24 protein-coding genes and 1 other annotated feature are annotated in these 24,002 nt (G+C 58.0%); of the genes, 17 read left to right on the top strand and 7 right to left on the bottom strand.

Annotated features, from left to right (window positions below; genetic code table 11):
- The first annotated feature begins 14 nt into the window (after positions 1-14).
- Together PEL01S_RS17195 and PEL01S_RS17190 are read left to right on the top strand one after the other, a co-directional pair.
- A complete protein-coding gene (locus PEL01S_RS17195) occupies positions 15-725 on the top strand; it encodes an HD domain-containing protein (protein ID WP_239551180.1) in 711 nt (236 codons plus the stop codon).
- Positions 722-1,531, top strand: a complete 810-nt coding sequence (locus PEL01S_RS17190) for a DUF3658 domain-containing protein (protein ID WP_127461168.1) — start codon at positions 722-724, stop codon at positions 1,529-1,531. Before PEL01S_RS17195 ends, PEL01S_RS17190 begins: the two co-directional genes overlap by 4 nt.
- Before the next feature lie 15 nt (positions 1,532-1,546).
- On the opposite strand, the gene PEL01S_RS17185 is transcribed toward PEL01S_RS17190, so the two are convergent.
- The 6 genes from PEL01S_RS17185 to PEL01S_RS17160 form a co-directional block, all read right to left on the bottom strand.
- A complete protein-coding gene (locus PEL01S_RS17185; RefSeq protein WP_127461167.1) occupies positions 1,547-2,719 on the bottom strand; it encodes an aminotransferase class I/II-fold pyridoxal phosphate-dependent enzyme in 1,173 nt (390 codons plus the stop codon).
- A gap of 67 nt (positions 2,720-2,786) precedes the next feature.
- Positions 2,787-3,010, bottom strand: a binding site (T-box leader).
- Positions 3,011-3,110: 100 nt separating this feature from the next.
- Positions 3,111-3,725, bottom strand: coding sequence for an ABC transporter ATP-binding protein (locus tag PEL01S_RS17180; RefSeq protein WP_127461166.1), 615 nt, complete (start codon positions 3,723-3,725; stop codon positions 3,111-3,113).
- Entirely contained in the window at positions 3,715-4,656 is a 942-nt protein-coding gene (locus PEL01S_RS17175) for an ABC transporter ATP-binding protein (protein WP_127461209.1), read from the bottom strand. The genes PEL01S_RS17180 and PEL01S_RS17175 overlap by 11 nt, the downstream gene beginning before the upstream one ends.
- Before the next feature lie 58 nt (positions 4,657-4,714).
- A complete protein-coding gene (locus PEL01S_RS17170) occupies positions 4,715-5,584 on the bottom strand; it encodes an ABC transporter permease (RefSeq protein ID WP_127461165.1) in 870 nt (289 codons plus the stop codon).
- Entirely contained in the window at positions 5,581-6,567 is a 987-nt protein-coding gene (locus tag PEL01S_RS17165; protein ID WP_127461164.1) for an ABC transporter permease, read from the bottom strand. Before PEL01S_RS17165 ends, PEL01S_RS17170 begins: the two co-directional genes overlap by 4 nt.
- A gap of 25 nt (positions 6,568-6,592) precedes the next feature.
- A complete protein-coding gene (locus PEL01S_RS17160; RefSeq protein ID WP_164824291.1) occupies positions 6,593-8,185 on the bottom strand; it encodes an ABC transporter substrate-binding protein in 1,593 nt (530 codons plus the stop codon).
- Between the two features lie 382 nt (positions 8,186-8,567).
- Between PEL01S_RS17160 and PEL01S_RS17155 the strand changes: the two genes are divergently transcribed.
- From PEL01S_RS17155 to PEL01S_RS17130, 6 genes are all read left to right on the top strand, one after another.
- Positions 8,568-8,891, top strand: coding sequence for a metal-sensitive transcriptional regulator (locus PEL01S_RS17155; protein WP_036686215.1), 324 nt, complete (start codon positions 8,568-8,570; stop codon positions 8,889-8,891).
- A 13-nt stretch (positions 8,892-8,904) separates the two neighbouring features.
- The gene (locus PEL01S_RS17150; protein ID WP_010493235.1) at positions 8,905-9,105 is read left to right on the top strand and encodes a copper ion binding protein; all 201 of its coding nucleotides are present in this window, start codon (positions 8,905-8,907) and stop codon (positions 9,103-9,105) included.
- Between the two features lie 99 nt (positions 9,106-9,204).
- Positions 9,205-11,448 (top strand): heavy metal translocating P-type ATPase, encoded by a 2,244-nt coding sequence (locus tag PEL01S_RS17145; RefSeq protein ID WP_127461162.1) that lies wholly within the window; start codon positions 9,205-9,207, stop codon positions 11,446-11,448.
- A gap of 102 nt (positions 11,449-11,550) precedes the next feature.
- Entirely contained in the window at positions 11,551-12,231 is a 681-nt protein-coding gene (locus tag PEL01S_RS17140; RefSeq protein ID WP_127461208.1) for a response regulator transcription factor, read from the top strand.
- The gene (locus PEL01S_RS17135; protein WP_127461161.1) at positions 12,228-13,298 is read left to right on the top strand and encodes a sensor histidine kinase; all 1,071 of its coding nucleotides are present in this window, start codon (positions 12,228-12,230) and stop codon (positions 13,296-13,298) included. Before PEL01S_RS17140 ends, PEL01S_RS17135 begins: the two co-directional genes overlap by 4 nt.
- Before the next feature lie 86 nt (positions 13,299-13,384).
- Positions 13,385-14,233, top strand: coding sequence for a DUF8832 domain-containing protein (locus PEL01S_RS17130; protein ID WP_127461160.1), 849 nt, complete (start codon positions 13,385-13,387; stop codon positions 14,231-14,233).
- A 250-nt stretch (positions 14,234-14,483) separates the two neighbouring features.
- On the opposite strand, the gene PEL01S_RS17125 is transcribed toward PEL01S_RS17130, so the two are convergent.
- Positions 14,484-14,960 (bottom strand): SRPBCC family protein, encoded by a 477-nt coding sequence (locus PEL01S_RS17125; protein ID WP_127461159.1) that lies wholly within the window; start codon positions 14,958-14,960, stop codon positions 14,484-14,486.
- A gap of 447 nt (positions 14,961-15,407) precedes the next feature.
- Between PEL01S_RS17125 and PEL01S_RS17120 the strand changes: the two genes are divergently transcribed.
- From PEL01S_RS17120 to PEL01S_RS17080, 9 genes are all read left to right on the top strand, one after another.
- Positions 15,408-16,214 (top strand): ABC transporter permease, encoded by an 807-nt coding sequence (locus PEL01S_RS17120; protein ID WP_063177612.1) that lies wholly within the window; start codon positions 15,408-15,410, stop codon positions 16,212-16,214.
- Between the two features lie 4 nt (positions 16,215-16,218).
- On the top strand, positions 16,219-17,028 hold the full coding sequence (locus tag PEL01S_RS17115; protein ID WP_063177611.1) for an ABC transporter permease: 810 nt from the start codon (positions 16,219-16,221) through the stop codon (positions 17,026-17,028).
- Positions 17,029-17,178: 150 nt separating this feature from the next.
- Positions 17,179-18,297, top strand: coding sequence for a radical SAM protein (locus PEL01S_RS17110; RefSeq protein ID WP_082866791.1), 1,119 nt, complete (start codon positions 17,179-17,181; stop codon positions 18,295-18,297).
- A gap of 21 nt (positions 18,298-18,318) precedes the next feature.
- Positions 18,319-19,332 (top strand): Gfo/Idh/MocA family protein, encoded by a 1,014-nt coding sequence (locus tag PEL01S_RS17105; RefSeq protein ID WP_127461158.1) that lies wholly within the window; start codon positions 18,319-18,321, stop codon positions 19,330-19,332.
- A gap of 33 nt (positions 19,333-19,365) precedes the next feature.
- The gene (locus tag PEL01S_RS17100) at positions 19,366-19,653 is read left to right on the top strand and encodes an acyl carrier protein (protein WP_127461157.1); all 288 of its coding nucleotides are present in this window, start codon (positions 19,366-19,368) and stop codon (positions 19,651-19,653) included.
- A gap of 45 nt (positions 19,654-19,698) precedes the next feature.
- Complete coding sequence (locus tag PEL01S_RS17095; RefSeq protein ID WP_127461156.1) at positions 19,699-20,871, top strand: radical SAM protein; 1,173 nt, start codon at positions 19,699-19,701, stop codon at positions 20,869-20,871.
- Positions 20,872-20,911: 40 nt separating this feature from the next.
- Positions 20,912-21,895 (top strand): 3-oxoacyl-[acyl-carrier-protein] synthase III C-terminal domain-containing protein, encoded by a 984-nt coding sequence (locus PEL01S_RS17090; RefSeq protein ID WP_127461155.1) that lies wholly within the window; start codon positions 20,912-20,914, stop codon positions 21,893-21,895.
- Positions 21,892-22,890 (top strand): hypothetical protein, encoded by a 999-nt coding sequence (locus tag PEL01S_RS17085; protein ID WP_127461154.1) that lies wholly within the window; start codon positions 21,892-21,894, stop codon positions 22,888-22,890. The genes PEL01S_RS17090 and PEL01S_RS17085 overlap by 4 nt, the downstream gene beginning before the upstream one ends.
- 280 nt (positions 22,891-23,170) lie before the next feature.
- Positions 23,171-23,878 carry a YqeB family protein gene (locus tag PEL01S_RS17080; protein WP_127461153.1) on the top strand — a complete coding sequence of 236 codons (708 nt, stop codon included), beginning with the start codon at positions 23,171-23,173 and terminating at the stop codon, positions 23,876-23,878.
- The last annotated feature ends 124 nt before the right edge of the window (positions 23,879-24,002 follow it).

Genomic DNA, 24,002 nt, shown 5'->3' with positions numbered 1-24,002 from the left:
GGATGAATACGCTTATGGACCCGATCAAACGAGAAAAACTGCTGGAGCAGGCGGCTGCTTATGCGAGAGCCGAATTGGAACGAGACAGCAGCGGCCACGACTGGTGGCATATTGTCCGGGTGACCCGCACGGCCAAGCGGCTGGCGGCGGTCGAACGGGCGGACACGTTCATCTGCGAGCTGGCAGCACTGCTGCATGACGTAGCGGATGAAAAGCTGAACCCAAGCAAGGAAGCCGGACTGCAAAAGGTGGAGAATTGGCTCGCCGAAGCGGGAACGGACGAAGCGGACCGCGCTCATGTCATGGACATTATTTCGACGATGTCCTTTGGAGGAGGACGCGGCCAGCCGATGCGCACCGCCGAAGGCCGGATCGTGCAGGATGCGGACCGTCTTGATGCGATCGGCGCCATCGGAATCGCCCGGGTGTTCGCTTACGGCGGCTGGAAAGGCCGGCCGATGCACGATCCGGAGCAGCCGGTCCGGGAGAACATGACGCCGGAGGAATATCGCAGCCATCCGGGGACGGCGATCAACCACTTTTACGAGAAGCTGTTGAAGCTCAAGGATTTGATGAACACGGACGCCGCCCGCGCCTTGGCGGAGGAGCGCCACCGCTTTATGGAGCGGTATTTGGAGCAGTTTTATAACGAATGGGACGCCATGGATGGAGCGTTGGATCCCGCCGGGGAGACTGCTTCTCCGACTGAGACGACGTCCCGGTGACCGTCCAGATCGTCTTCGGTGCGGCAGCGGCAGGCTGTTTAAAGGTTGCCATGGGAACCAGGCCCGACAAGTCGGTGCTTCATTGGGAAGACGACTTGATGTCGGGTCCTCCGGTTTGCGCGGCCTCGCAGAATTGGGAGGACGTGCGTCTTCGCTGGCGGGAAACCATCGACAACGAGGAGGCCCGGCAATACTTGCCGTATCTGAAAAGCAACATGGAAGCTTGGCGGGAATGGCTCTCCCGTCTTTCCGCGAATCCGGTTCCTGTCGTGATCTGGGCAGCCGACAACGTTTTTGAACAAACCGGGCTTCGCGCCGTGCTTGCTTCCCTGCCGCCCGACGTTTCCGTATCCGTCATGAACGTCACCGTCGCTTCCGAAGGACGGCTCCGCCATACCGGGGAAGCCGCCCCAGACGAATTGGCTTCGTGGATCGGGAATGCGGAGCCGCTTGCGCCGCGGACCAGAGAGCGGCTTATCCAAGACTGGCGGAGACTGGTAGAAGAAGCGGGCTTGCTTCGTATTTATGAGAATGGTAACCTTCGGACGGCGGATGAAAGCTATTTCGACGAAACGATCGTTCAGGTCGTCCGTACCCTACAGGCAGAGGCCCAGGGCTGGGTTAAAATCGGACTGCTGATCGGGGAAATTCTTTTTCATGCTTTGGACTGTCCGATTTCCCATAGCTGGATCGAATATCGGCTTCGCCGTTTAATCGAACGAGGCATTCTCATCTATACGGGCTCATTGGAAGCCATGCATGATTACGCCGTAAAGCTTGCCACGTCTACGGATTCGGCCGGTTAGCCCAGCGGACTCGTATTACTCGAACTGCTTCAGGAAGCGGCCCATCCGCTCGATCGCCTCGGTCAAATTTTCCACCGAAGAGGCATAGGAGCAGCGGATATGGCCTTCCCCGGCGTTGCCGAGAGCGTTGCCGGGCACGACGGCAACCTTCGTCTCCTCCAGCAGCCGCCAGGCGAACGCCTCCGAGGAAAGGCCCGTGTGCCGGACCGACGGGAAGGCGTAGAAGGCTCCCCGAGGCTCGAAGCAGGGCAGGCCGATCTCTTGGAAGCCTTTCAGCACGAGCCGCCGCCGCTGATTGTACGAGCCGACCATCTCCTTCATTTCCTCCGTGCCGTTCCGGAGCGCTTCGATTGCCGCTTTTTGCACCGTAATGGGCGCGCAGATCATCGTGTATTGATGGATCTTGGTCATCGCGGCGATGACTTCGGGATGCCCGCAAGCGTACCCGAGCCGCCAGCCGGTCATGGCGTACGCCTTGGAGAAGCCGTTCAGCAAAATCGTCCGGTCCCGCATCCCCGGCAGTGACGCAAAGCACGTATGCTCGCCCTCGTAAGTCAGCTTGTCGTACACCTCGTCGGAAATGACGATCAAGTTATGCTTTTCCACGACTTTGGCAATTTCGAGCAGATCCTCCCGGGACATCGTCGCGCCGGTCGGATTGTTCGGATAGTTGAACAGCAGCGCCTTGGTCCGCGGTGTGATCGCGGCTTCCACCTGTGCGGCGGTCAGCCGGAAATCGTTGTCCGCCGTCGTGGTTATCGGAACCGGCACGCCGCCCGCCATCGTGACGCATGGCCCGTACGAGACGTAGCACGGCTCGGCGATCAGCACCTCGTCCCCGGTATGCACGATGGCGCGCAAAGCAAGATCGACCGCTTCGCTGACCCCGACCGTCACCAACACCTCGCTGCGGGGCTCGTAATGCACACCGTAAAATCCATGCAGGTGAGCGGCAATTTCCTCGCGCAGCTCCAGCAAGCCCGCGTTGGACGTATACATCGTGTATCCTTGCCTTAAAGACTGAATCCCTGTTTCCCGGATCGCCCAAGGCGTCACAAAGTCGGGTTCCCCGACGCCTAACGAAATAATGCCGGTCATCTCCGACGCGAGATCGAAAAACCGCCGGATGCCGGACGGCGGCATATCCCGGATGACGGGGGAGAGGCGTTCGGACCAATTCAAAGTCATAACCATTCACCAGCTTTACATGGATTTGTTCGTGCAAATTTGCAAATAAAAAAGCCCCCGTCCCCAAAAAAGGGACGAGAGCTGTTGCTCACGCGGTACCACCCTCGTTGACTCCAATACATACAAAGTCCACTCGGTCCTATAACGGCGGAACACCGGCCAACTCCTACGGCTGCTAGCTTCAGAGGGCGACTCCAGGGTGGCTTTCGGCAGGGCTTCTTTCCCGGGCTCGCACCTTCCCCGGGTCGCTTGGAAATACGCCGTGCTTACTTTCCCCATCGTTGTCTTTCACGAAAAATAAATTAACAGTACTATAGCACGGGTCGTTTTCGGCTGTCAATCGTTCTCTTTAGGCAGCGTCGCCGCGACAACACATTGGACCATCCGAAGTTCAGTCCGCGCCTGTAAGCTCGTTCCAGTTTATGACATGGGTGCAGAGATGGTGGATCAAGCCCGGCTCGTGGCTGACGACGAGCACGCCAAGCTGGCGCTGCCGGGCGATCGCACGCACGGCCTGCCAAATTTGCGCCTGCGTGATCGCATCGAGCATCGTCGTCATCTCGTCGGCGATGAGAAACCGCGTATGCGGTCCGAGCGCCCGCGCGACACAGAACCGCTGCAGCTCGCCGCCGGACAATTCGCCGGGCCGGCGGCGGAGCCACTCCTGCTCGATGCCCAGCGCCTCCAGCAGCGCCGGATCGGGTTCTCCGCCTTCGCGCAGGACACGGTGCATCGGCCACTTCGGATTGACCGCCTTCTCCGGGTGCTGGAAGACGAGCTGCACCGGGTGGTAGCCGGTGCGCGGGAGAGGATTGCCGCCTAACGTAATGCGCCCTTCCGGCGGCTCCTCATACCCGGCCAGCAGCCGCCCGAGCGTCGTCTTGCCGCAGCCGCTCGGACCGACGAGGCCGGTCATTTCCCCCGGCGCAAGCATAAGGTCGACACCCCGGAACAGCCAGGCGTCCCGGCCGCGCCGGTACCCAAGCTCTCGCGCTTCAAGTCGCATGGATGCACCTCACCGTCCCGCCGCGCAGCTCCCGCATCTCCGGGCGTTCGCGGCTGCAATCCGTGCCGGCCGCGGCGCAGCGCGGCGCAAACAAGCAGCCCGGCGGCAGCGCGGACGGATGTGGCTGGACGCCGGGTATCGGCGTGAAGCCGTTCTGCGGCAGCGCCTGCCAAAGCGCCCGGCTGTACGGATGGCGCAGCCGCGCTCCGTCGCCGGAGAAGTCGCCGGCGGGCGCCGTTTCGACCGTCGTCCCAGCATAAAAGACGGCGACGTTGTCGGCGAAGGGCAGCACCGACTCGATGTCGTGAGTGATGAGCAGCACGGCGCAGCCTTCGTCCGCCAGCTCGCGGAAGCGGCTTAGCGTTTCCCGCACCGCCGCGGGGTCGAGACCGGGCGTCGGCTCGTCGGCAATGACGAGCCGCGGGCCGCCGACGGTCGCCGTCGAGACGAGCACCCGCCGCGCCATGCCGCCCGACAGCTGGAACGGGAACCGCCGCTCGGTCCCGGGGGCAAGACGGTAGCGGTCGAAGATGCGGCGAACCTCGGCGTCGGCATCGCCTTCGAGGACCGAGCTCCGCACTTGGTCGCCTACCCGCATCAGCGGGTCAAGGAAATTGACCGATTGCGGCACCAGCGCAATCTCCTTGCCGCGAAGCGCCTCCTGCCGGGCAGGAGTTAGTGGCTCGCCTTCGTACCGCAGCGTCCCGGAGACGGCGGCGTTATCCGGCAGGATGCCGAGGATGGCGTGGGCAAGCAGGCTTTTGCCGGAGCCGCTCGATCCGACGACCGCGAGCAGCTCGCCCCGTCCGACCGTCAGGTGCAGGTTGCGGATGACCTCCACCGTAGATTGCCGCAGTCCGCGGTCGTACCGCGTGAAAGCGACGGATAAGTCATTCACTTCAAGTACAGGGACATGAATAGTTTGTGGCATAGATTCAGGCACGTTGCGCCGAGCCTCCTCTTCGTATCATACTGCGGGGCCGGATGCTTCAGCTCTGCGGGTTCCGCGGATCGAGCAGCAGACGCAGACTTTCCCCGGCCCGGTCGAACGCCCGGACGACGATCAACAGGCAGAGGCCGGGGAAGACGGCCAGCCACCACATGCCGGTCGACAAATACCGCATCGACTCGGACAAAATAATACCGATCGCCGGCTGGTGCGGCGACAGGCCCAAGCCGATAAACGTCACGCCGGCTTCATGCAGAATCGCGTGCGGGAACAACAGAAGCAGCCCGACGAGCAGCTGCGGCAGCAGGTGAGGCAGCATGTGCCGCGTCGCCACCTGCCAGCGGGACTGCCCGAGCCGCCGCGAAATTTGCACAAATTCGGCGCTGCGCAGCTGCAGCACCTCCGCGCGGATGACCCGCGCCAAGCTCGGCCAATGCGTCAGGGCAACGCCGATCACGATGCCGCGCATGCCGCCGCCGCAGACGAACGCGATCAGAATGAGCGTGACGAGATGCGGCACGCTCAAAAACAAGTCGATCAGCCATGCGACGATCCGGTCGGCCGTCCGGCCCATCGTCGCGGCAATGAGCCCCAGCGCCGTCGCGATGACCACGCTGCAAGCGGCGGCGATCAAGCCGACCTGCACGCTTAGCGCAAGGCCTTTGAGAGTGCGGGTAAACATATCCCGCCCGAGCCAATCGGTGCCGAATGGATGCTGCAGCGACGGCGGAAGATTGCGCCACTCCAACCGGGTGGACAGGTTGTCCGGGCTGAGCAGCAGCCCGATGAGCAAGGTTCCCAGAATCAGCACGGCCGCGCCGATCGCCGCGATCAGCGCTCGATGTCTCCGGCCGAGCCGCGTCTGGGAGCGAAAGTGCGCCGAACCGCTGGACGGTTGTAGCTTATTCATAGCGCCCGTCCCTCCCGGATTCGCGGATCGACCAAGCGGTAGAGCAAATCCGCGATCAGATTGCCGGTGAACACGAACAGGGCGCTGAACAGCACGATGCCAAGCAGCAGCGGAACGTCGCCCCGCAGCCCGGCTTCGACGGTGGCTTGTCCGAGGCCGGGATAGGAAAATACCTGCTCGGCCAAGACCGCCCCGCCAAACAGCTCGCTGAACGCGGTGAACTGCAGCGACAGGGCGGGCAGCGCGATATTGCGCAGACCGTGCCGCCGGAACAGCCGGAAGCCGCGCTCGCCGCGGGCCCGGGCGAACAGCACGTAGTCGCTGGCGAGCACGTCGAGCAGCTTTTGCCTCGTATGCAGCGCGATGTTCGAGATGCCGACGATGCTCAAGGTCAGCGCGGGCAGGATCATATGCTGCACCCGGTCACTCCACGTGACCTCCTGAGCCAGCACCCCGGCAGGAACGCCAAGCGCGACCGGAAACCAGCCCAGCCACACCCCGAACAGCAGAAGCAGCAGCAAGCCCATCCAGAACGCGGGCGTGGAGGCCAGCGTATAGCAGTACCATTGGATCAGTCGGTCGATCCACGTATCTTTCTTCATCGCGGCCAAGCTGCCTGCCGTAAAGCCGAGCAGGCCAGACAGCAGCCAGGCGGCGAACATTAGCGCAAGCGAACCTGCGAACCGCTCTCCGATCACCTCCGCCACCGGCCGGCGGTAAATCATGGAGGTGCCCAGGTCACCCTGCAGCAAGGCCGTCCCCCAATTCGCGAATCGTTCGGCCGGCGGCTTATCGAGTCCCCAATGCTCGGCAATCTGCTGCCGCTGCTCCGGGCTCACCCGCATCATGTCGGCCCCGACGTAGGCTTGAATCGGGTCGATGGGGGAGGCGCTGACGAGCACGAAGGAAATCGCGCTGATCGCCGCCAGCAAAGAAACCAGCCGGACCGCTTTCAAGCCTAAAAACGTAAGCAAGCTGCGCATCGTCTCATAACCTCATTTTCCGGGCCTAGTTCGTCCATTTCCATTCTTCGATATTGTCCGTAACCGGCCAGCCGTGGCCGTGCGGATGAATGCGCTGCTTTCCGATATCCAGCTTGTCCTTGACAAGATACAGGTGGTCAATGTTGACCAGCCACGCCCACGGCGCGTCGCCCTGCGCACTGACGCCGGTCGTGCCGTCCCACTGGGCTTTTTTCCAAAACTCCCAGGCGTCTTCTTCCTTCGTGGCCCGGAGCGCTTTGTCCATCCAAGCGTCGACCGTCGGATTGCTATAATACCCGTTGTTGTAATATTCGACGCCGCGGTATTTGCTGCTGTATACGTTGTACATTTCGAGCGGATCGTTGCTGCCCCAGCCCATCATGACGGCGCTGGAATGCATCAGCTTCTTGATATCATCCCAGCTCTTGCCGTCGACGTTGACTTGAATGCCGACCGGCTTCAGCATGTCGGCCACAGCCAGCGCCAACGATTGTCGCGTCACGTCGCCCGAAGGGTAGATGAGCGGGAATTGGGCTTTGAGCGTTCCCTTCTCCAAGATGCCGTCGCCGTCGGCGTCTTTCCAGCCCGCCTCTGCGAGCAGCTTCTTCGCGCCTTCGACATCGGCGTCGGGAGTGACCGTCTGCGGATTCCACCAGGGCAGCCCGTCGTTGATGGTGTAGGCTGGCGTGCCATGCCCTTCCAGCACGCCTTGGACGAGCGCTTTGCGGTCGATCGCCGTGTTGACGGCTTTGCGGATCGCGATATCGGCCGTCACATCGTTGCCGATGGGATTGCCGTCCTTCGTAGTACTCCCGGAACGGGGATAAGGGAACACGATGCCCCGGTTGTCCACGGTATGTACGGCTTCGACCCGCATCCCGGCGACCGGCTGCTTGCTGAAGGCGGCGGGGATGTAAGCGGCGTCCACTTTTCCGGCCTTGGCGGCGGCATAAGCGGCATCCTCGTTCACGAACAGAAACGTCAGCTTTTTGAAAAACGGCTTCGGCCCGTAATAATCGGGATTCGCCTCGACGATGACCTGCTGGCCGCGGTCCCATTGCACGAGCTTGTACGGCCCGGACCCAACCGGCTTCTGGGCGTAGTCTTGGCCGTGGGCGTGCTTCGGTACGATGCCTGTCTGCACGAGCAGCGTCAGGAACGTCGATTGCGGCTCCTTGAGCGTAAACTTGACCGTGGCGTCGTCCGTGGCTTCGACGCTCTTCATATTCGTGAGGTCGATAATGGAGCCGTTTTTGGACGCTGCTTCGAACGTATACTGCACGTCGGCGGCCGTGACCGGCTTACCGTCGGAAAACTTCGCGTCGCTCCGCAGCTTGACGGTCCATACCGTCCCGTCGCCACTCACTTCGTAGCCGGTGGCCAGATCGTTTACAATTTTCATTTCGGCATTGCGCTTCAGCAGCGTGCTTTGGAACAGCGGCGAGCCGTACCGTCCCCAGCCGGTCGTCGGATCGAAGCCGGCTTCCGGCTCGGAGCCGACGGCAAGGATCAGCTCGTCCTTCGTGGCAGCAACCGGGGATTCTTCCTTCTTAGCGGTCGGGGCGCATCCGGTTAAGATAAGGCCAAGGATAAGTCCCCATACGATCACCTTGAACATTGCGGGCTTGTTCACGTTTTCTCAACTCCAAATCCGTAGTTATCTTATCGTCTTTTTTCATCGTGTTACGATTCAATGATATTGTAGCACACGCTATAGGGGGAGTCACTACGAACGGAAAAAAATCGACCGGAAGGGCGCCGCGGTCGAGCTGCGCACCCGTTGGATTTTTCGCAGCTGACTTGGAGGAAGCCATTGTCCCCGAATCAGGGACATGCAGCTTTTTTGCGAGGAGTGGGGGCGGGCGGACGTTCAGGCTTGGTTTAAAATAGCCTAGGAAATGGAAAACTAAAGCCGGACGGCAGCTTGAAAAAAAATGCAATTCACCCGTTGACATAGGGTAGGGGGGTATAGTAATATGAATCCAAGAGGAGGGAACACAATGGATAACATTACGGAGGCGGAACATTGCTGCTCCACCGACAGCGAGAGAAAAAGCCATCATTCCGATAAAGTCAAAGCCAACCTCATCACCCGCTTGAACCGCATCGAAGGCCAGATCCGGGGCGTGAAGGGCTTGATCGAGAAAGACACCTATTGCGACGACGTCCTTAACCAGATCGCCGCGATCCAATCGGCGCTGAACGGCGTCGGCAAGCTGCTGCTCGAAGGCCATATGAAGTCCTGTGTGATCGAACGCATTCAAGCGGGCGAGCACGAAGTCGTTGAAGAACTGCTTACTACCATCCAAAAATTAATGAAATAAGGAGAGATCCCCTATGCAAACTATTACATTGAAAGTTGAAGGCATGTCCTGCAATCATTGCGTGAATTCCATCGAAGGCGCTTTGAAAAACATCGGCGCAACTGGCAAGGTCGACTTGGCCGCAAAATCCGTTCAAGTGCAGTATGAGGAGTCGAAAACGAATCCGGATGCAATCAAAGCCGCGATCGAAGACCAAGGCTACGACGTGGTTTAATCCGGGATTCACCGGTATTGCCGAGATGCGGCTCCGGCCGCTCTCTTTTTTTGATTAAAATATACCCCATACGGGTATATTGGGAAGAGGTGCTAAGCTATGGAACAGCGATTGGAACAACAACAGCAGCCGGATCAGCAGCAAGCCTCGCTTGCCATTACGGGCATGACCTGCGCAGCCTGCGCGAACCGGATCGAGAAAGGCTTGAACAAGCTGCCTGGCGTCGGGAAAGCGACGGTGAATTTTGCACTGGAGACGGCTCACGTCGAATACTCCGGGCAGGCGGTATCGGTGGACGAAATGATCCGGAAGGTCGAGCAGCTCGGCTATAAAGCGGGGCTGAAGGAGGAACGGCAGGACGACGGCGACCACCGGCAAAAAGAAATTGCCGCGCAACGCACGAAGCTGATTTTCTCCGCCATTCTTTCGTTCCCGCTGCTGTGGGCGATGGTCAGCCACTTTTCGTTCACCTCGTGGATTTATTTGCCGGAAGCGCTGATGAATCCATGGGTGCAGCTTGCGCTCGCGACGCCCGTGCAGTTCATCATCGGCTTGCCGTTCTATACCGGCGCTTACAAAGCGCTGCGCAACAAAAGCGCGAATATGGACGTACTCGTCGCGCTGGGCACGTCGGCGGCTTATTTTTACAGCCTGTACCTGACGCTCGAGTGGGCCGCGGCCGGCTCTCCGTCGCACCATGGCATGCCTTCCATGTATTACGAGACGAGCGCCGTGCTGATCACGTTGATCGTGATGGGTAAATGGTTCGAGGCGCTGGCGAAAGGCCGTTCCTCGGAAGCGATCAAGAAGCTGATGGGTCTGCAGGCCAAAACGGCGCTTGTCGTCCGCGACGGCGTCGAGCTGAGCGTGCCGGTGGAAGAGGTGCTGGCCGGAGACGTCGTGCTGGTGAAGCCGGGCGAAAAAATTCCGGTCGACGGCCTCGTCCTTGACGGCATGTCGGCGGTTGACGAATCGATGCTGACCGGCGAAAGCATTCCGGTCGAGAAAAAGCCGGGCGACGCCGTCATCGGCGCGACCGTCAACCGGAATGGCAGTCTGCGGATCCAAGCGACCAAGGTCGGCAAAGAAACGGCGCTGGCGCAAATTATCCGGGTTGTCGAAGACGCGCAGGGCTCGAAGGCGCCGATTCAGCGGGTGGCCGACCGGATCTCCGGCATCTTCGTGCCGATCGTCGTCGGGATTGCGGTGCTTACGTTCTTGATCTGGTATTTTGCGGTTGTTCCGGGCGAATTCGCCAATGCGCTGGAGAAAGCGATCGCCGTCCTTGTCATTGCATGCCCTTGCGCCCTGGGGCTCGCGACGCCGACCTCCATCATGGCCGGATCGGGCCGCGCGGCGGAGTTCGGGATTTTGTTCAAGGGCGGAGAGCATCTTGAGTCGATGCACCGGATCGATACGATCGTGCTGGATAAAACAGGAACGGTCACCAAAGGCAAACCGGAGCTGACCGATGTGAGCATCGAATCTGTGGACGAAGCGGCGGTTCTGCGCTTGGTTGCTGCTGCGGAGAAACAATCCGAGCACCCGCTGGCGGAAGCGATTGTGGAAGGCATCCGCTCGAAAGGCATCGCGTTCTCCGAGGCGGAACGGTTCGAGGCCATACCGGGCTACGGTATCGCCGCCGTCGTCGAAGGCCGCGAGGTGCTGGTCGGCACACGCAAGCTGCTGCGGCGCGAAGGGATCGAATTCGCGCAGGCCGAGGGTACGATGGAGCGGCTGGAATCGGAAGGCAAAACCGCTATGCTGATCGCCGTGGACCGGCAGTATGCCGGCATGGTCGCGGTAGCCGACGCGGTCAAAGAAACATCGCAAGAAGCGATTGCCCGCTTGAAACAGGGGGGCATCGAGGTCATCATGATCACTGGCGACAACCGCCGGACGGCGGAGGCGATTGCCCGCCAGGTAGGCATCGACCGCGTGCTGGCCGAGGTGCTGCCGGAAGGGAAGGCCGCCGAGGTGAGGAAGCTGCAGGCGGAAGGGCGCAAGGTCGCCATGGTCGGCGACGGCATCAACGATGCGCCGGCGCTTGCGACGGCCGACGTCGGCATCGCCGTCGGCACGGGGACGGACATCGCCATTGAAGCGGCCGACGTGACGCTCATGCAGGGCGATCTCATCCGCCTGCCGGACGCCGCGGCGATGAGCCGGAAAACGATGGCCAACATCAAGCAAAATCTGTTCTGGGCGCTTGCGTACAATACGCTCGGTATCCCGATCGCCGCGCTGGGCTTCCTTGCCCCGTGGGTGGCGGGAGCCGCGATGGCGCTAAGCTCGGTGTCGGTGGTGCTCAACGCGCTACGATTGCAGAAGGTGAAGCTCTAAGCGGAGCGGAAGGCGGGTGCCCGGTTGCCGGGCGCCCTTCTTTCGGTGAATACGGCAGGATCGGAAAGGAGCTGCAAAGCCGCGGTGAACAAGACGATTCTCATGGTCGACGACGAGGCGAAAATCAGGGATGTCGTCGCTTCGTATCTGCAAAAGGACGGGTACCGCACGCTGGAGTCCGCCAGCGGCTCGGAAGCGTTGGACGTGCTGGAGCGGGAGGCGGTCGATCTCGTCATTCTGGATCTGATGCTGCCCGATATGTCCGGCGAGGAGGTATGCCGACGTATCCGGCAAAGGTCCTCGCTGCCGGTTCTAATGCTGACGGCCAAGGTGTCCGAGAACGACCGGGTGACCGGACTGTCCATCGGCGCGGACGACTACGTGCTGAAGCCGTTCAGTCCGCGGGAGGTGGCCGCCCGGGTCCGGGCGATCCTGCGCCGCACGCAGGACGACGCTTTGCTGGCGGACCGGATGGCGTTCGGCGGCGGCGAGCTGGTTATTCTCACCTTAAAGCGCGAAGTATACAAGGATGGCAGTCCGGTCGCTCTAACGCCCAACGAATACAAGCTGCTGCTTACGCTTGCCCGCCACCCGGAGCGCTGCTTCACGAGAGACGAGCTGATCGAGAAGGTGCTCGGCTTCGACTTCGAAGGCGACGAGCGCACGATAGATCAACACGTCAAAAACCTGCGGCAGAAGATCGAGCCGGTTCCGAAAGCGCCGCGGTATATCGTAACGGTGTACGGCGCAGGGTATCGGTTTGCCGGAGGGGCTTTGCCGTGAGGGGGCTGTATGCCAGATTCGCGCTCGTATTTGTCGGATTAACGTGCGGAATTCTGATCCTCGCGTTCACGGTACTGCTGGTGCAGGCGCACCGTCATTTTATGATGTATCAGGAGCAGGCGGCAGCGAGCGCAGATTTAGGGATGTTCAACGCGCATCTGGAGCAGGCGATTGTCCAGTCGGTCGCTTGGATTGCCGCCGGAGGCATTGCCTTGGCGGCCTTGGCCGGCTTGTACGCGGCGAAGCGGATGGCTGCGCCGCTCACGTCGATGAAAGCGATGGCGGTCCGCATGGCCGGCGGCGAGCTGGAGGCCCGTACGGAGGTTCGCGGGAACGACGAGCTGGCCGACTTGGCGCAGGCGATTAACGCGTTGGCTGCGCAATTGGAGAAGCAGGAGCGCCTGCGGAAGACGATGACGGCCGACGTCGCCCATGAGCTTCGCACCCCGCTGGCTACCTTGAAGAGCCATATGGAAGCGATGATGGACGGCGTCTGGGAGCCGACGCAGGTCCGGCTCGCGGCTTGTCACGAGGAGGTCGAGCGGCTGAGCCATTTGGTCGGCGATTTGGAACAGCTGACGCAGATGGACTCGCCTCATTTTCGGCTTCGCCTGCAGACGGAAGATTTGTCGGCCATCGCTGCTCAGAGCGTGGAGACCGTTAAAGCCGCATTCGCGCAAAAACAAGTGGCCCTCCGGTTCGTCGCCCCGGAACAACCGGTGCTTGTCCAAGCGGACCGCCGGCGGATCGGGCAAATTTTGGCCAATGTGCTCAGCAACGCTTGGAAGTATACGCCCACCGGGGGCCAGGTCGAGGTGACGGTGGAGCACGCCTATGGCGAGGTGCGGGTCGTTGTCACGGATACCGGGATCGGCATTTCCGCCGAGGAGCTGCCGTATGTGTTCGAGCGGTTCTACCGTACGGACAAGTCGCGGAATCGCAGTACGGGAGGCAGCGGCATCGGGCTGACCATCGCCCGGAGGCTGGCGGAAGCGCACGGCGGACGCATGGAAATCGAGAGCGAGGTCGGCCGGGGAACGGCGGTGCGGATTTGTTTTCCGGGTTAAAGCGCGGCGGAGAGTGATGATCTTCACAAGATCTTCAAAAGCTTCCCTTACACTAAAAACAACCGAGAGAAAACAGGAGGGTATTTATGAAAAAAGCAGCCATAGCGACATTGCTGGGTGCGGCGCTGCTTCTTAGCGCATGCGGCCAGCAGGGGAAACAAGCCTCGGCCCCGAAGGAGGCTCCGAAGGAAGAAGCCGGACACGGCAATCACGGCGACGGGGCGTCGGAAGCGCCGAAGAGCGCCGAGGTCGTCACCTCCTTCAAGCTGACGCCGGAGAAGCCGCAGGCACGAAGCAATACCCCGCTCACGATTCAAATTACGGATAAGAACAACAAGCCGGTGGACAACTTCGACATTACTCACGAGAAGAAGCTGCATTTGATCGTCGTCAGCAAAGACCTATCGTTCTTTAACCACATTCACCCAGACTATAAGGGCGGCGGCCGGTTCGACATCACGACGGAGTTCCCGGGCGGCGGCGATTATAAGCTGATTGCGGACTTCGTGCCGACAGGCCAAGGAGCGGTGACGCAGACGCAGTGGATCAGCGTACAGGGCGATGCGCCCGCAGCCGCGGCGGTCGAACCCGAGTCCACGCTGGTCAAAACGGTGGACGGCAAAGAAGTCACGCTTGCGATCGACCATCTGATGGCGGGAATGGACGCAAATCTGACCTTTACGATTCGCGACGCCGCTTCGAAGCAGCCTGTGACGAATCTTCAGCCTTATCTCGGGGCGGTCGGGCATGTGGTTATTTTGAGTGCCGATGCCGAGCAGTATCTACACGTTCATCCGATGGAGGAGAAGGCTTCCGGGCCGGACGCCAAGTTCATGACGAAATTTCCGAAAAGCGGCGTATACAAGCTGTGGGGCCAGTTCCAGCACGAAGGCAAGGTGTTCACCGTTCCTTTTGTCGTGAAGGTGCCCGCTTGAGCTTGTTGAGAAACCCGCTTTGCGTATAAAACTCTCTGCATACGCCGGTGGGGTATATCCCTTCAGCCGCTCTTGAAACCCGTGAACTTGATTACAATTAGCGGTATTTTCACGGGCTTCAAAGGCGGACGTAAACTCTTACGAGATATACCCCACCTCTATTTGTCTGAGTTTTTCTAAAGCAAAGGCTTCCAAACAATCTCGACGATTCGCAGAAGCTGAGTCGGTCTTATTCTTCATAAGCCAGTTCCTACCGGTTCACATGGGCGTCGGGGGCCTTATCCGACACCAGATTCAAGGCGATGTTGTGCTCAAGAAGCGCCTTCAGCCCGCACAGTACGATCGTAAACCCTTCCGTCGAGCCGATCGCTTGCTTGACGATGTCATCCCCATCTCCCTGAAACCCTGTGTTCGTTACTGTCACGAAGGTTTCGTTATCCGCCCGCCTGGTAAATGTCCATTCGACCGTGGTGAAGCCGTAAGATGCTTCCCATTCGATGAGAATGCGCCTGTTCTCCTCGATTTCTTTGACACGGACGTTGGTAGAAACGCCGTACATTTCCCAATCCCACCGCACGCGTTTTCCGGCTTCCAGCCTTCCGCTGCTTTTGGTGAACCAGAATCGCGTCGTAACCGCCGGTTCGACGAAAGCTTCGAATACCTCTTCCACCGGTCTGCGGATAAGCATTTCCGCTTTTGCGGCCGGTGCTTGATGCAGGGTTGTCATCCTACATTTCTCCTTTCATCGTTTTCCGTTTCTTGTACTATAGCATGTCACATCCGACACAATATTACATCGTTTGCTGTCTGTCGATATCAGATGTCGTCGTTCTTGCCAAGCGCTTGGGGGACAATTGATCCCTGTGCACTATGGACAAAGTACCCAGCTCTTCAATACAATGAATGAAAGCAATGGGTTAATTTTACATGTTATACGGTAATTTCTTCTGGAAAATAGGTAATTTTTGTCACACCAACATTTGTCAAGTGCTTTGAGTATGACGAGATGTAGAAGCGACGTTTTTTTTCTGAAAAAATTGTTGATTCCCAAAAATTTTGACGAAAGCCGCACGTCGTTCAAGCAAGCAACCGTTTCGGGACAACCCCCATCATTCACAAAATTGAGGACTGACGACCGAAGACGGCATCGTCGGACTCCGCGAGAGGTAGCGCCATGGCTCATCACAAGTATGTCGTCGCGTTCCGCATCGGCTTCCAAAGCTCGCTGGAATACCGCTTTAATTTTTTTCTCTCCCTGTTCAGTGCGGTGTTTCCGATCGTCGTGAATTACTACATATGGACGGCGGTGTACGCGAGCGCCGGAGAGAGCGGACTGTTCGGCTATTCCTATCAAGAGATGATCATGTATACGATCATCGCCGCCGTCGTCTCCAAGCTGGTCATTACGAATATGGAGCACGCCATCGCCGAAGATATCAAAAGCGGCGGATTGAATAAATATATCGTCAAGCCGGTCGCGTATTTCGGCTTCCGCATCTGCTCGTTTATCGGGCAGCGCTTGATCTATGTGGCGATTTCCCTGCTCGTCATACTGGCTCTAACCTTCGCATTGAACTCATTCTATAAGCAGCATACCGGACTTGAACGATTGCTGGCTTTTTTCCTCTCCCTGTGCCTGTCTGTCATTCTTAGCTTTCTGATCTCGTACGCCCTTTGCGCGTGCGCCTTCTGGTTGTCGGAAATCTCCTATTTTTTCGTTGTTACCAGCCTGTTGGTCAATATTATGAGCGGCGGCATGTTTCCGCTTGAAATTTTCGGAGAAGGGCTGCAGCAGTTGTTTCGTTACCTGCCCTTCCACTATATGATTTACTTCCCTGTCAACGTCCTGAACGGCAAAATCGCGGGCGGGCTTATATGGCAAGGCATCGCCGGACAAGGCATCTGGATCGGTCTGATGCTGATCGTCTGCCATCTGGCCTGGAAGCGCGGGATGAAACGGTACTTGGGGCTAGGAGGCTGAGCTTTTGAACTTCGTTACCGAACTGCGGCGGCATTTGCACATTCTGGCGTTATTCGCCAAAAACTCGGTCATTTCCCAGATGGAATACCGCTTTAATTTTATAACGGGCATATTCGTCGAAGCGGCGTTCCTGATGGCTAAGCTGCTGTATGCGGTCGTCGTGTACAAAACGAATGTGCGGATCAACGGGCTGTCACCGGATACGATTCTGATGTTTATGGGAACGCATCTATGGCTGACGGGCATTTACATGGGCTTGTTCTTTAACAATTTCCTGCGTCTCAGTGATCATGTCCGCACGGGTAGTCTCGATCTGATGATGGTCAAGCCGATTTCGCTGCAATTTCTCGTGTCCTTGCGGGTTATCGAGGTCGGGATGCCGATCCCGAATATGATTGCGGGTACTGTGATGATCGCGATTGGCTGGAGCGCCGCGGGCATTCCGCTGACGCTGCTCCATGTTGCCGGATTTGTGGCCTTTCTGCTTGCGGCCACCGTCCTTACGTACTGCATTATGATCATCCCTTCGCTGCTCTCGTTCTGGTTCGTGAACACGTCGGCCGCCAGCGAAATTTCGTACTCCGTATGGGATTCCAACAATATGCCCGCATCGATGTACAACAAGTGGATTCAGCGCATAGGAACGTTCGTCGTTCCGGTGTTTTTGATTACGAACTTTGCCCCGATGTTTGTGCTCGGCAAGCTGTCTGCCGCTGAATTGGCTTGGGCCGCTTTGGCGCCGGTCGTCTGCTTCCTGCTGGTCCGCTTCCTGTGGAAGCGGGCGCTGGGCGTGTACAGCAGCTCGAATCTGTAGCGGAACATTCGTCCGAAGCGGCAAATGACGAAAGGGAGGTGATGCCGTCCGGAACAAGCGCAGGCGGGAAGGCTCCGCAGATGAGGCAGTCTAGGCTGAATCGACAGGTCCTATACCGACAATGATTCGAAAATTGGAGGAGGTTAGACGATGTCCGTACAACTTCGCAACGACACGGCTTCACCGATTTCACCGCTCTTGAGTACGTCGGCGCCCCGATGGATTTGGCTGCAGCTTCTGGAGGCCTGTAATCTAAGGTGCAAAATGTGCTACGAATGGGGCGATAACGGCGCCTACAAGGAACGAACGATGTTAACGCAGCTGGATATTAAAGTGGTTAAGCAAATTATCGAGGATTGCAGTCCGGTCAAGCCGTATTACGATCTGTTTGGCGGAGAGCCTCTGATGTATCCGCAGATCGACGAGGTTCTGGCTGCATTAAAATATTACGGAAGCCAAGTCGCCTTCCCGACTAACGGAACGCTGCTGGAGAAGCATGCGGAGATGATTATCGAGAATGAGCCGCACCGCGTATGGGTGTCGATGGACGGTCCGGAGGAAATTAACGACCAGCAGCGCGGCAAGGGCGTGTTCAAGAGAGCGACCGCAGGCATTGAGAAGCTTCATGCGCTCCGGGAGGAGAAGGGCAAGGAGTTTCCGAAAATCGGCACGATCTTCATCATTACCCCGCTGACGTACATGCATGTGGAAGAACTGTTCTTCAAAAGTATGGATATTACGAAGCTGGATCATATCAGCTTGGAGTTTCAGTCGTTTATTACGCCGGAAGATCACGTGAATTACCGGAATATTTTGAAAAATAATTTTGATCTGGACACGAATGCAGCCGTTTCCAAGGGCTTCGTCCGCGAATTATCCGAGTTTAGCGAGATGAATGCAAAGGATATCTCCCGTCAGGTACGCAACATCGAGGAGTACTGCAAGGAGAAGGGCGTTTATTTCAACGCCTACCCGCAAAACATGACCGAAGAGACGGTCGAGCTATATTTCAGCGGAAACAGCCACAAGCTGTCGCATGCCAAGAAGCGCTGCGAGTTCCCTTGGCTCAGCACGGAGATCAATGCGAGAGGTGACGTGACCTCCTGTCATGCCTTCTACGACTTGACGCTCGGTAACGTGAACGAGCAGCGGCTGCTTGATATCTGGAATGGACCGAAGTATAAGCAATACCGCAATTATTTGAAAAAAAATTCTTTCCCGATCTGTCAGGCCTGCTGTCTCAACTTCAAGACGAAGACGGAAAAATAAAGGAAGCACGAGGTTGTGCCCATGAGAAAGAAACGAATCGGTGTGCTCGGCTGCGCTCACATCCTCGACCGGGCGCTGTTCACGCCCCTCAAGAGTCTCGAACACCTCGGCGTTCACGCTATTGCGAGCCGGACGAAGCCTAAGGCCGAGTCCTATGCGGACAAGCACGGCATTCCGCACGCGTTCGGCAGCTATGATGAGCTGCTGGCCTGCGGGGAGGTTGACTTCGTCTATATCGCGCTCAGCAACGAGCTGCATACGGAATGGACGCTTCGAGCGCTGCAGGCCGGGAAGCCGGTGTTGGTGGAGAAGCCGATCTGTCTGAACACGGAGGAGCTTCGGAGGCTGATGGACGCGCAGGCGGCGTCCGGCTTGCCCGTGCTGGAAGGCTTGATGGTGCAGCACCATCCTTGGCAGAGCAAGATCAAGCGGATGGTCGGCGAGAACGCTTACGGCCGCCTTTTGCAGGTACGCTCGCAAATCTCGGTTCCGTTTCAGGACCCGGAGCGGCAAAACTATCGCAGCTTCCCGGAACGCGGCGGCGGTGCCTTCTATGATTTCGGCTGCTATTGGCTGCAATTTCTTCAAGCGGTGCTGGGGCTGGAGCCGTCGGGCTGCGATGCGGAGTCGGATTTTGCGGGGCCGGGCGGCTGTGATTGGACGTTTCGTGCGGCGCTGGAGTATGCGGACGAGGTGCGCGCCGAGCTTGTCGCCTCCTTCGAGCTGCCGGGGATTTCCCGGCATACGCTCGAATTTGAGCGTGCCGTTGTGACCGTAGACGATTTTTTCCGCGCCAGTATGGGAACGTACCGCATTGCGATTCGCATTCAAGATAAGCAGAGCGGGGCGGTGGAGAAGCTGGCCTTCGAGCCGCAAAATTACTTCGTGAATCAATTGGCGTTTTTCAGCGACGTGCTGGACGGGACAAAAGACAATGTGCCGATCGCTCAATCGTACGAGCGCATGGCGATACATGAGCGGCTGCTGGCGCTGGCGAGGGCGAAGCGGCCCGGAAATCCGCTGGCCTCAGGCTAGCCACAGACTGACTTAGATGAGGAGGAGTTTCTTATGATTCTGCAAACCGTGATCAAAATTTTGAGCGAAATCAAGGAGTCTCCGGAGCTGCTGTCCACGTTAAAGCCGGAGACGGATATCATTAACGAGGTCGGACTCGATTCGCTGCAAATGATCAATTTCGTGCTGGCCATCGAAGATGCTTTCGATGTGGAAATCGATTTTGACCATTTCGACATCGACCACTTGGGCTCCGTCCAAGCTTTTGTGACTTTCCTGGAAAAGGAGCGGGCGGCGGTCGCAAACAGCACAGGCGGCCAGGCAGCAGGACAGCCGATCTAGTATCGAACAAGAAAAAACATTCACCGAAGGATAGGAGGAGTGTCCATGCAACCGCAAACAAAGGTCACCTTCGACCAGAGCACGTTTCAAAATATGAAGCGGACGATCCGCAACATGTCCGTGGCAAGCAAAGCGCTAAGGCACGATCCGACGTTCGCGCTGGATATTCCCGAGGATATCGGCATTAAGCTGAACAACGGCTGCAATCTGCGCTGCAAGCACTGCTTCGAATGGGCTAGCGATGGTTTCCATCATGATATGGCGAAGGAAATAAAGAATCAGGAGATCGAGTTTTCCATGCTCGAACGTCTGCTGGAGCAAACCCGCGAGCGAAAATCCCGCTTGTTCGTTTGGGGCGGCGAACCGCTGTATTACAGCCGCTTCGACGACTTCGCCGACCTGCTGGCGCGCGATCCCCGCAACACGACGATTTGCACCAATGCATTGCTGGTTGAGCAGAAGCTGGATTCCGTGCTGAAAATTTCGAAGGACATGACGCTGCTGATCAGTCTCGACGGCTTCGAGGCGGAGAACGATGCCATTCGCGGGAAGGGCACGTACAAGAAAGTCGTCCAAACAGTGAAGCTGCTGCTTGACCTGCAGCGAACCGGCGAGTATCAAGGCCGGATCTCGCTCAGTCTGACCATTAGCGATGCGATGGTCACGAAGCTGTACGATTTCATGGCATACTTCGAGGAGCTAGGCGTCGACACGGTCTACTTCGTGTTTCCGTGGTACATCCCAAGCGAGATTGCCATGAAGATGGACGACTACTATGCGCAGTACTTCCCTTGGCTGGAAGCGGCGCACCAGCAGCAGCGGTACAGTTGGCATTCCTTCACCTTCCGCGTCTCGGAATCGAATATCGAGCCGCTTACCGCCGAGATCGACCGGATCAACGAGCGGGTGTGGAGCAGCCGAATCCGGTTTCAGCCGGCGCTGGAGCGGGATGAGATCAGAGACTTCATTCTTGGCTCCGAGAAGCCGGCGATGAAGCGGGAGCAATGCCTGGCCATTGCCAACCGGGTGGATGTGATGCCGGATGGGAAGGTCAACCCGTGCAAGTTTTTCCCTGAGTTTACGCTCGGCGACTTGAACGGGGCAGACTTGAAGGACGTGTATCATGGCGAAAATTTCCGGCGGCACCGGGAGACGCTCGGCCTCGGCTTGACGCCGATCTGCTCGCGATGCGTGCTGCTCTATAACTACGGCCGATAAATGCCGCAAGCTGGCGGTAACCTATGAAAGAGGGCTGCGCATGTTCCAAGGGCGGTTTCATATGGATGACTTCTTCGTGTATCGGCCCGAGCTAAAGGTGCCGATTGCGGACATCATTTCCAACGCGGTGCAATGCGGGTATCCCCCTGAAACCGATGAGGCTTCTTACCGGGAGCGGGGGTTCGAGACTGTTGCGGTAGAAAGACACCTGTCGATGGAGGAAATGGCGGAGAGGGCACTTGAGCCTGTAGCGGAGCGTTGCAAGCGGGAAGGCATCGAGATTGGGGAAATCTGGTTCGCGCATACGGCTCAGGTAGCTTGGCATGAGTGCAATCTGTTCAAAACGATCCTGCTGCGCTGGGGCTGGGAGCAGGTTCCCTTGTATCCGGTCGAGGAGCATTCCTGCTCGACGTTCCATTGGTTTCTGCATATGGCCGCCTATTCGTTTGCCCGCGATCCGGACAAAGCGGTGCTGTTTGTGACCGCCGATCTCGGTATTCATCCGTTCTACTATATCAATGATTTCATCCTTAGCGGAGACAGTGCCAGCGCCTGCTTACTACGCCGGGAATACGGCGATCATCGAACGCTTGCCGTAAAGTACAAAACGGCAGGCAAGGTCTACGATAACCATCCGTCCCGCCTGCGGCATTTCCATGCGACTTTCTATATGAGCATCCGCAAGATTATGCAGGAGACGCTTAGCGAAGCCGGATTCACCTTTTCCGACATCCGTCTCATCGTGTGCGGCAATACGATCCGGCAGATATGGGAGACGGTAGCCGGTTCACTGCGGATTTCGCCGGATATGTTTTACTACGCCACCATGAACGAAGTCGGACATATTACGAATGCGGACATCCCTTTCAACCTTTGGCGCGCGTTAGCCGACGGGGCGTTGCTGCCGGGGGACTATTATTTAACGGTTACCGTCGGCATGGCCGGCACATTCGGCTGTGCCCTGCACCAATATGTGCCGATCAAGCGGCTCGGAATTCCGGCCAAGGAAGAAGGGAAGCCGTGAGCGCGCATGTTTTAACGGGCGGTACGAAGCTGTATATTAGCGGGCTTCGGTGCATCGTTCCGGAGGCGGAAAGCTCCTTGGAGGCCTATTGCGCAGAGGCGGGACAGCCATGGGAAGATAGCCCGCCCAAATGGCTGTTTGCGCATGCCGGGATGTCCTCGCCGTGGCCTCCCGTGGAACCCAGGCTGCTGGATTCCACGCTTCCTGCGGTTCAGATTCCTGTGTTCGGAAAGCATCCGGTCGAATATTTGTGCGCGGAAGGGAAACGACGCTTCGGAGCGGACCGTAAGTTTGATCTGATCTGTTACTGCCACGAGACCGTACAGCATCCGCTGACGACCTTACCGGGGTTAATGCTGTGCGCCAAGTTCGGGCATCGCCATGCACAGTCGTTCGTGCTCGGACAGCTCGGCAGCCTCGCCTGCATTCGAGCAATCGACTTGTGCAAGCGGGTGCTGGAATATGGAGAAGGAACGGACGGCTTGTTCTGCATGGCGGATCGAACAAACTATCCGTTCAGCCGAATGTCTTGGACAGGCTCGATCAAAGGCGATGCAGCGGTGCTCTGTATGGTGAATGCCGAAGCCGGGGATTACGAGGTAGTGGATTACCGCATACAGCCTGTCTTTCCCGAAGGCTCGATGCGGGCGTGGACGACGCCCGATTACGAGCGGACGACGCTGGCGCTTGCCCGGCAAGCGGAGCAAGCGCTGCGGGAGATGCAAGCGGCGGGAAACGCACCCGATCGGCTGGTGATTCAGAACGTGTCCGATGCCTTCGTTACGGCTGTGTCCGAGGCTGGGAAACGCTGCGGGATTCCTGTTTATGTAAGGCAAACGTGGAAAGCAATAAATTTTTTGGGCAGCGATCCGTTCCTCACTTTGCAGGAAGCGGTATCGAACGGCCAACTAAGGGAGGAACAATCGGTCCTGCTCCTGTTTGCCAGCGCCGACTACGGCATCGGACTGCTGACGCTCCGCTGCGCGGGCGGATAGCCTCCCAAGTTGAATACGTAATATTGCGAAAAGATCGCCTTCGGACTTGAAGTGCGGTCTTTTTGCGATGGGGCCATTTTATCGTTAAGGCTGAGAAGACTCCCTCTTCGATAAGGGGGGATGAATCAGCATCTCTTGTATACGGCATGATGTAAGGCGCGGTCAATCCATTATTTTCAAATGTTATTTTTTGTGGTATTATTTACTTACCGATAGGTAAGTAAGAGGTTCGGCGATCCTAACCCGCCATCTCTTGAATCATCTTAGGAGGTAATATCGTATGAATGCATTGCGGCCGTCGTACCAAAAACCGACCGTAATCGGCTTTTCCGTTGCTATCCGCGTCCTGATTTTTGCAGGGTGTATTATCCTCGGTATTGCGCTCGGGTACTTCATCCCGCTGATTGCCAAGTGGGCTTTGACCTTGCCTTGGGTACCGTTTGAAGGGCCGCTTAAGCTAATCACGTCCTTCTCCGGGATGTGGGTGACTGTCGTCACTTCACTTCTTGGTCTGCTCGCCGGCCTCTGGTTCGCCGAGGAGGTAATCAAGGATACGCTGCGTGTGGTGGTCTCTGGCGAAACGATCCGGTTGGAGAAAGACGGGGTCGTTCAAGATCTCAGTCTTGCAGATATAGGTCTGGTTTTCCTTGATGGCAAGCAGCTTGTAATCCTTGGAAATGCGGGAGAGGAGCTTGCCCGCGAAACCTATGAGTGGGCGAGCGGGCGGATCGCCGTCGCTTTGACGGAGCACGGGTATCCTTGGTCGCCGGGCGGCGACCCGTACCAGGAGCAGTTCCGCCGCTGGGTACTCGATACCCCTGATTTGCCGCCTGCGGTCAACGCGCTGTTGAAAGCACGCGAAATTGCGCTTCAAAAGAAGGAAAAGGGCGAAGCCAAAGAACTGCGCCTCGAGGTAAGCAAGCTCGGCTTCGTCGTCAAGGATGAAGAGACGCGTCAATATTGGCGGGCACAGACAACCGGGGAGTAAAAGGGTGATGCAGCGTACAACGCATATGTCTTAGTAACAGCCGCCATGTTGTAGCTGATAAATCGCTTCATCCAAAAACAAACCTTCGCTTACAAACGTTAACCAGTATCTAGCTGACGCGTGG

The sequence above is a fragment of the Paenibacillus elgii NBRC 100335 genome (genome assembly GCF_004000865.1).
In the GTDB taxonomy this organism is placed as follows: Bacteria; Bacillota; Bacilli; order Paenibacillales; family NBRC-103111; genus Paenibacillus_G; species Paenibacillus_G elgii.
Note: the sequence above shows the minus strand (reverse complement) of the source record. Positions and strands in the feature narration are given on the sequence as shown.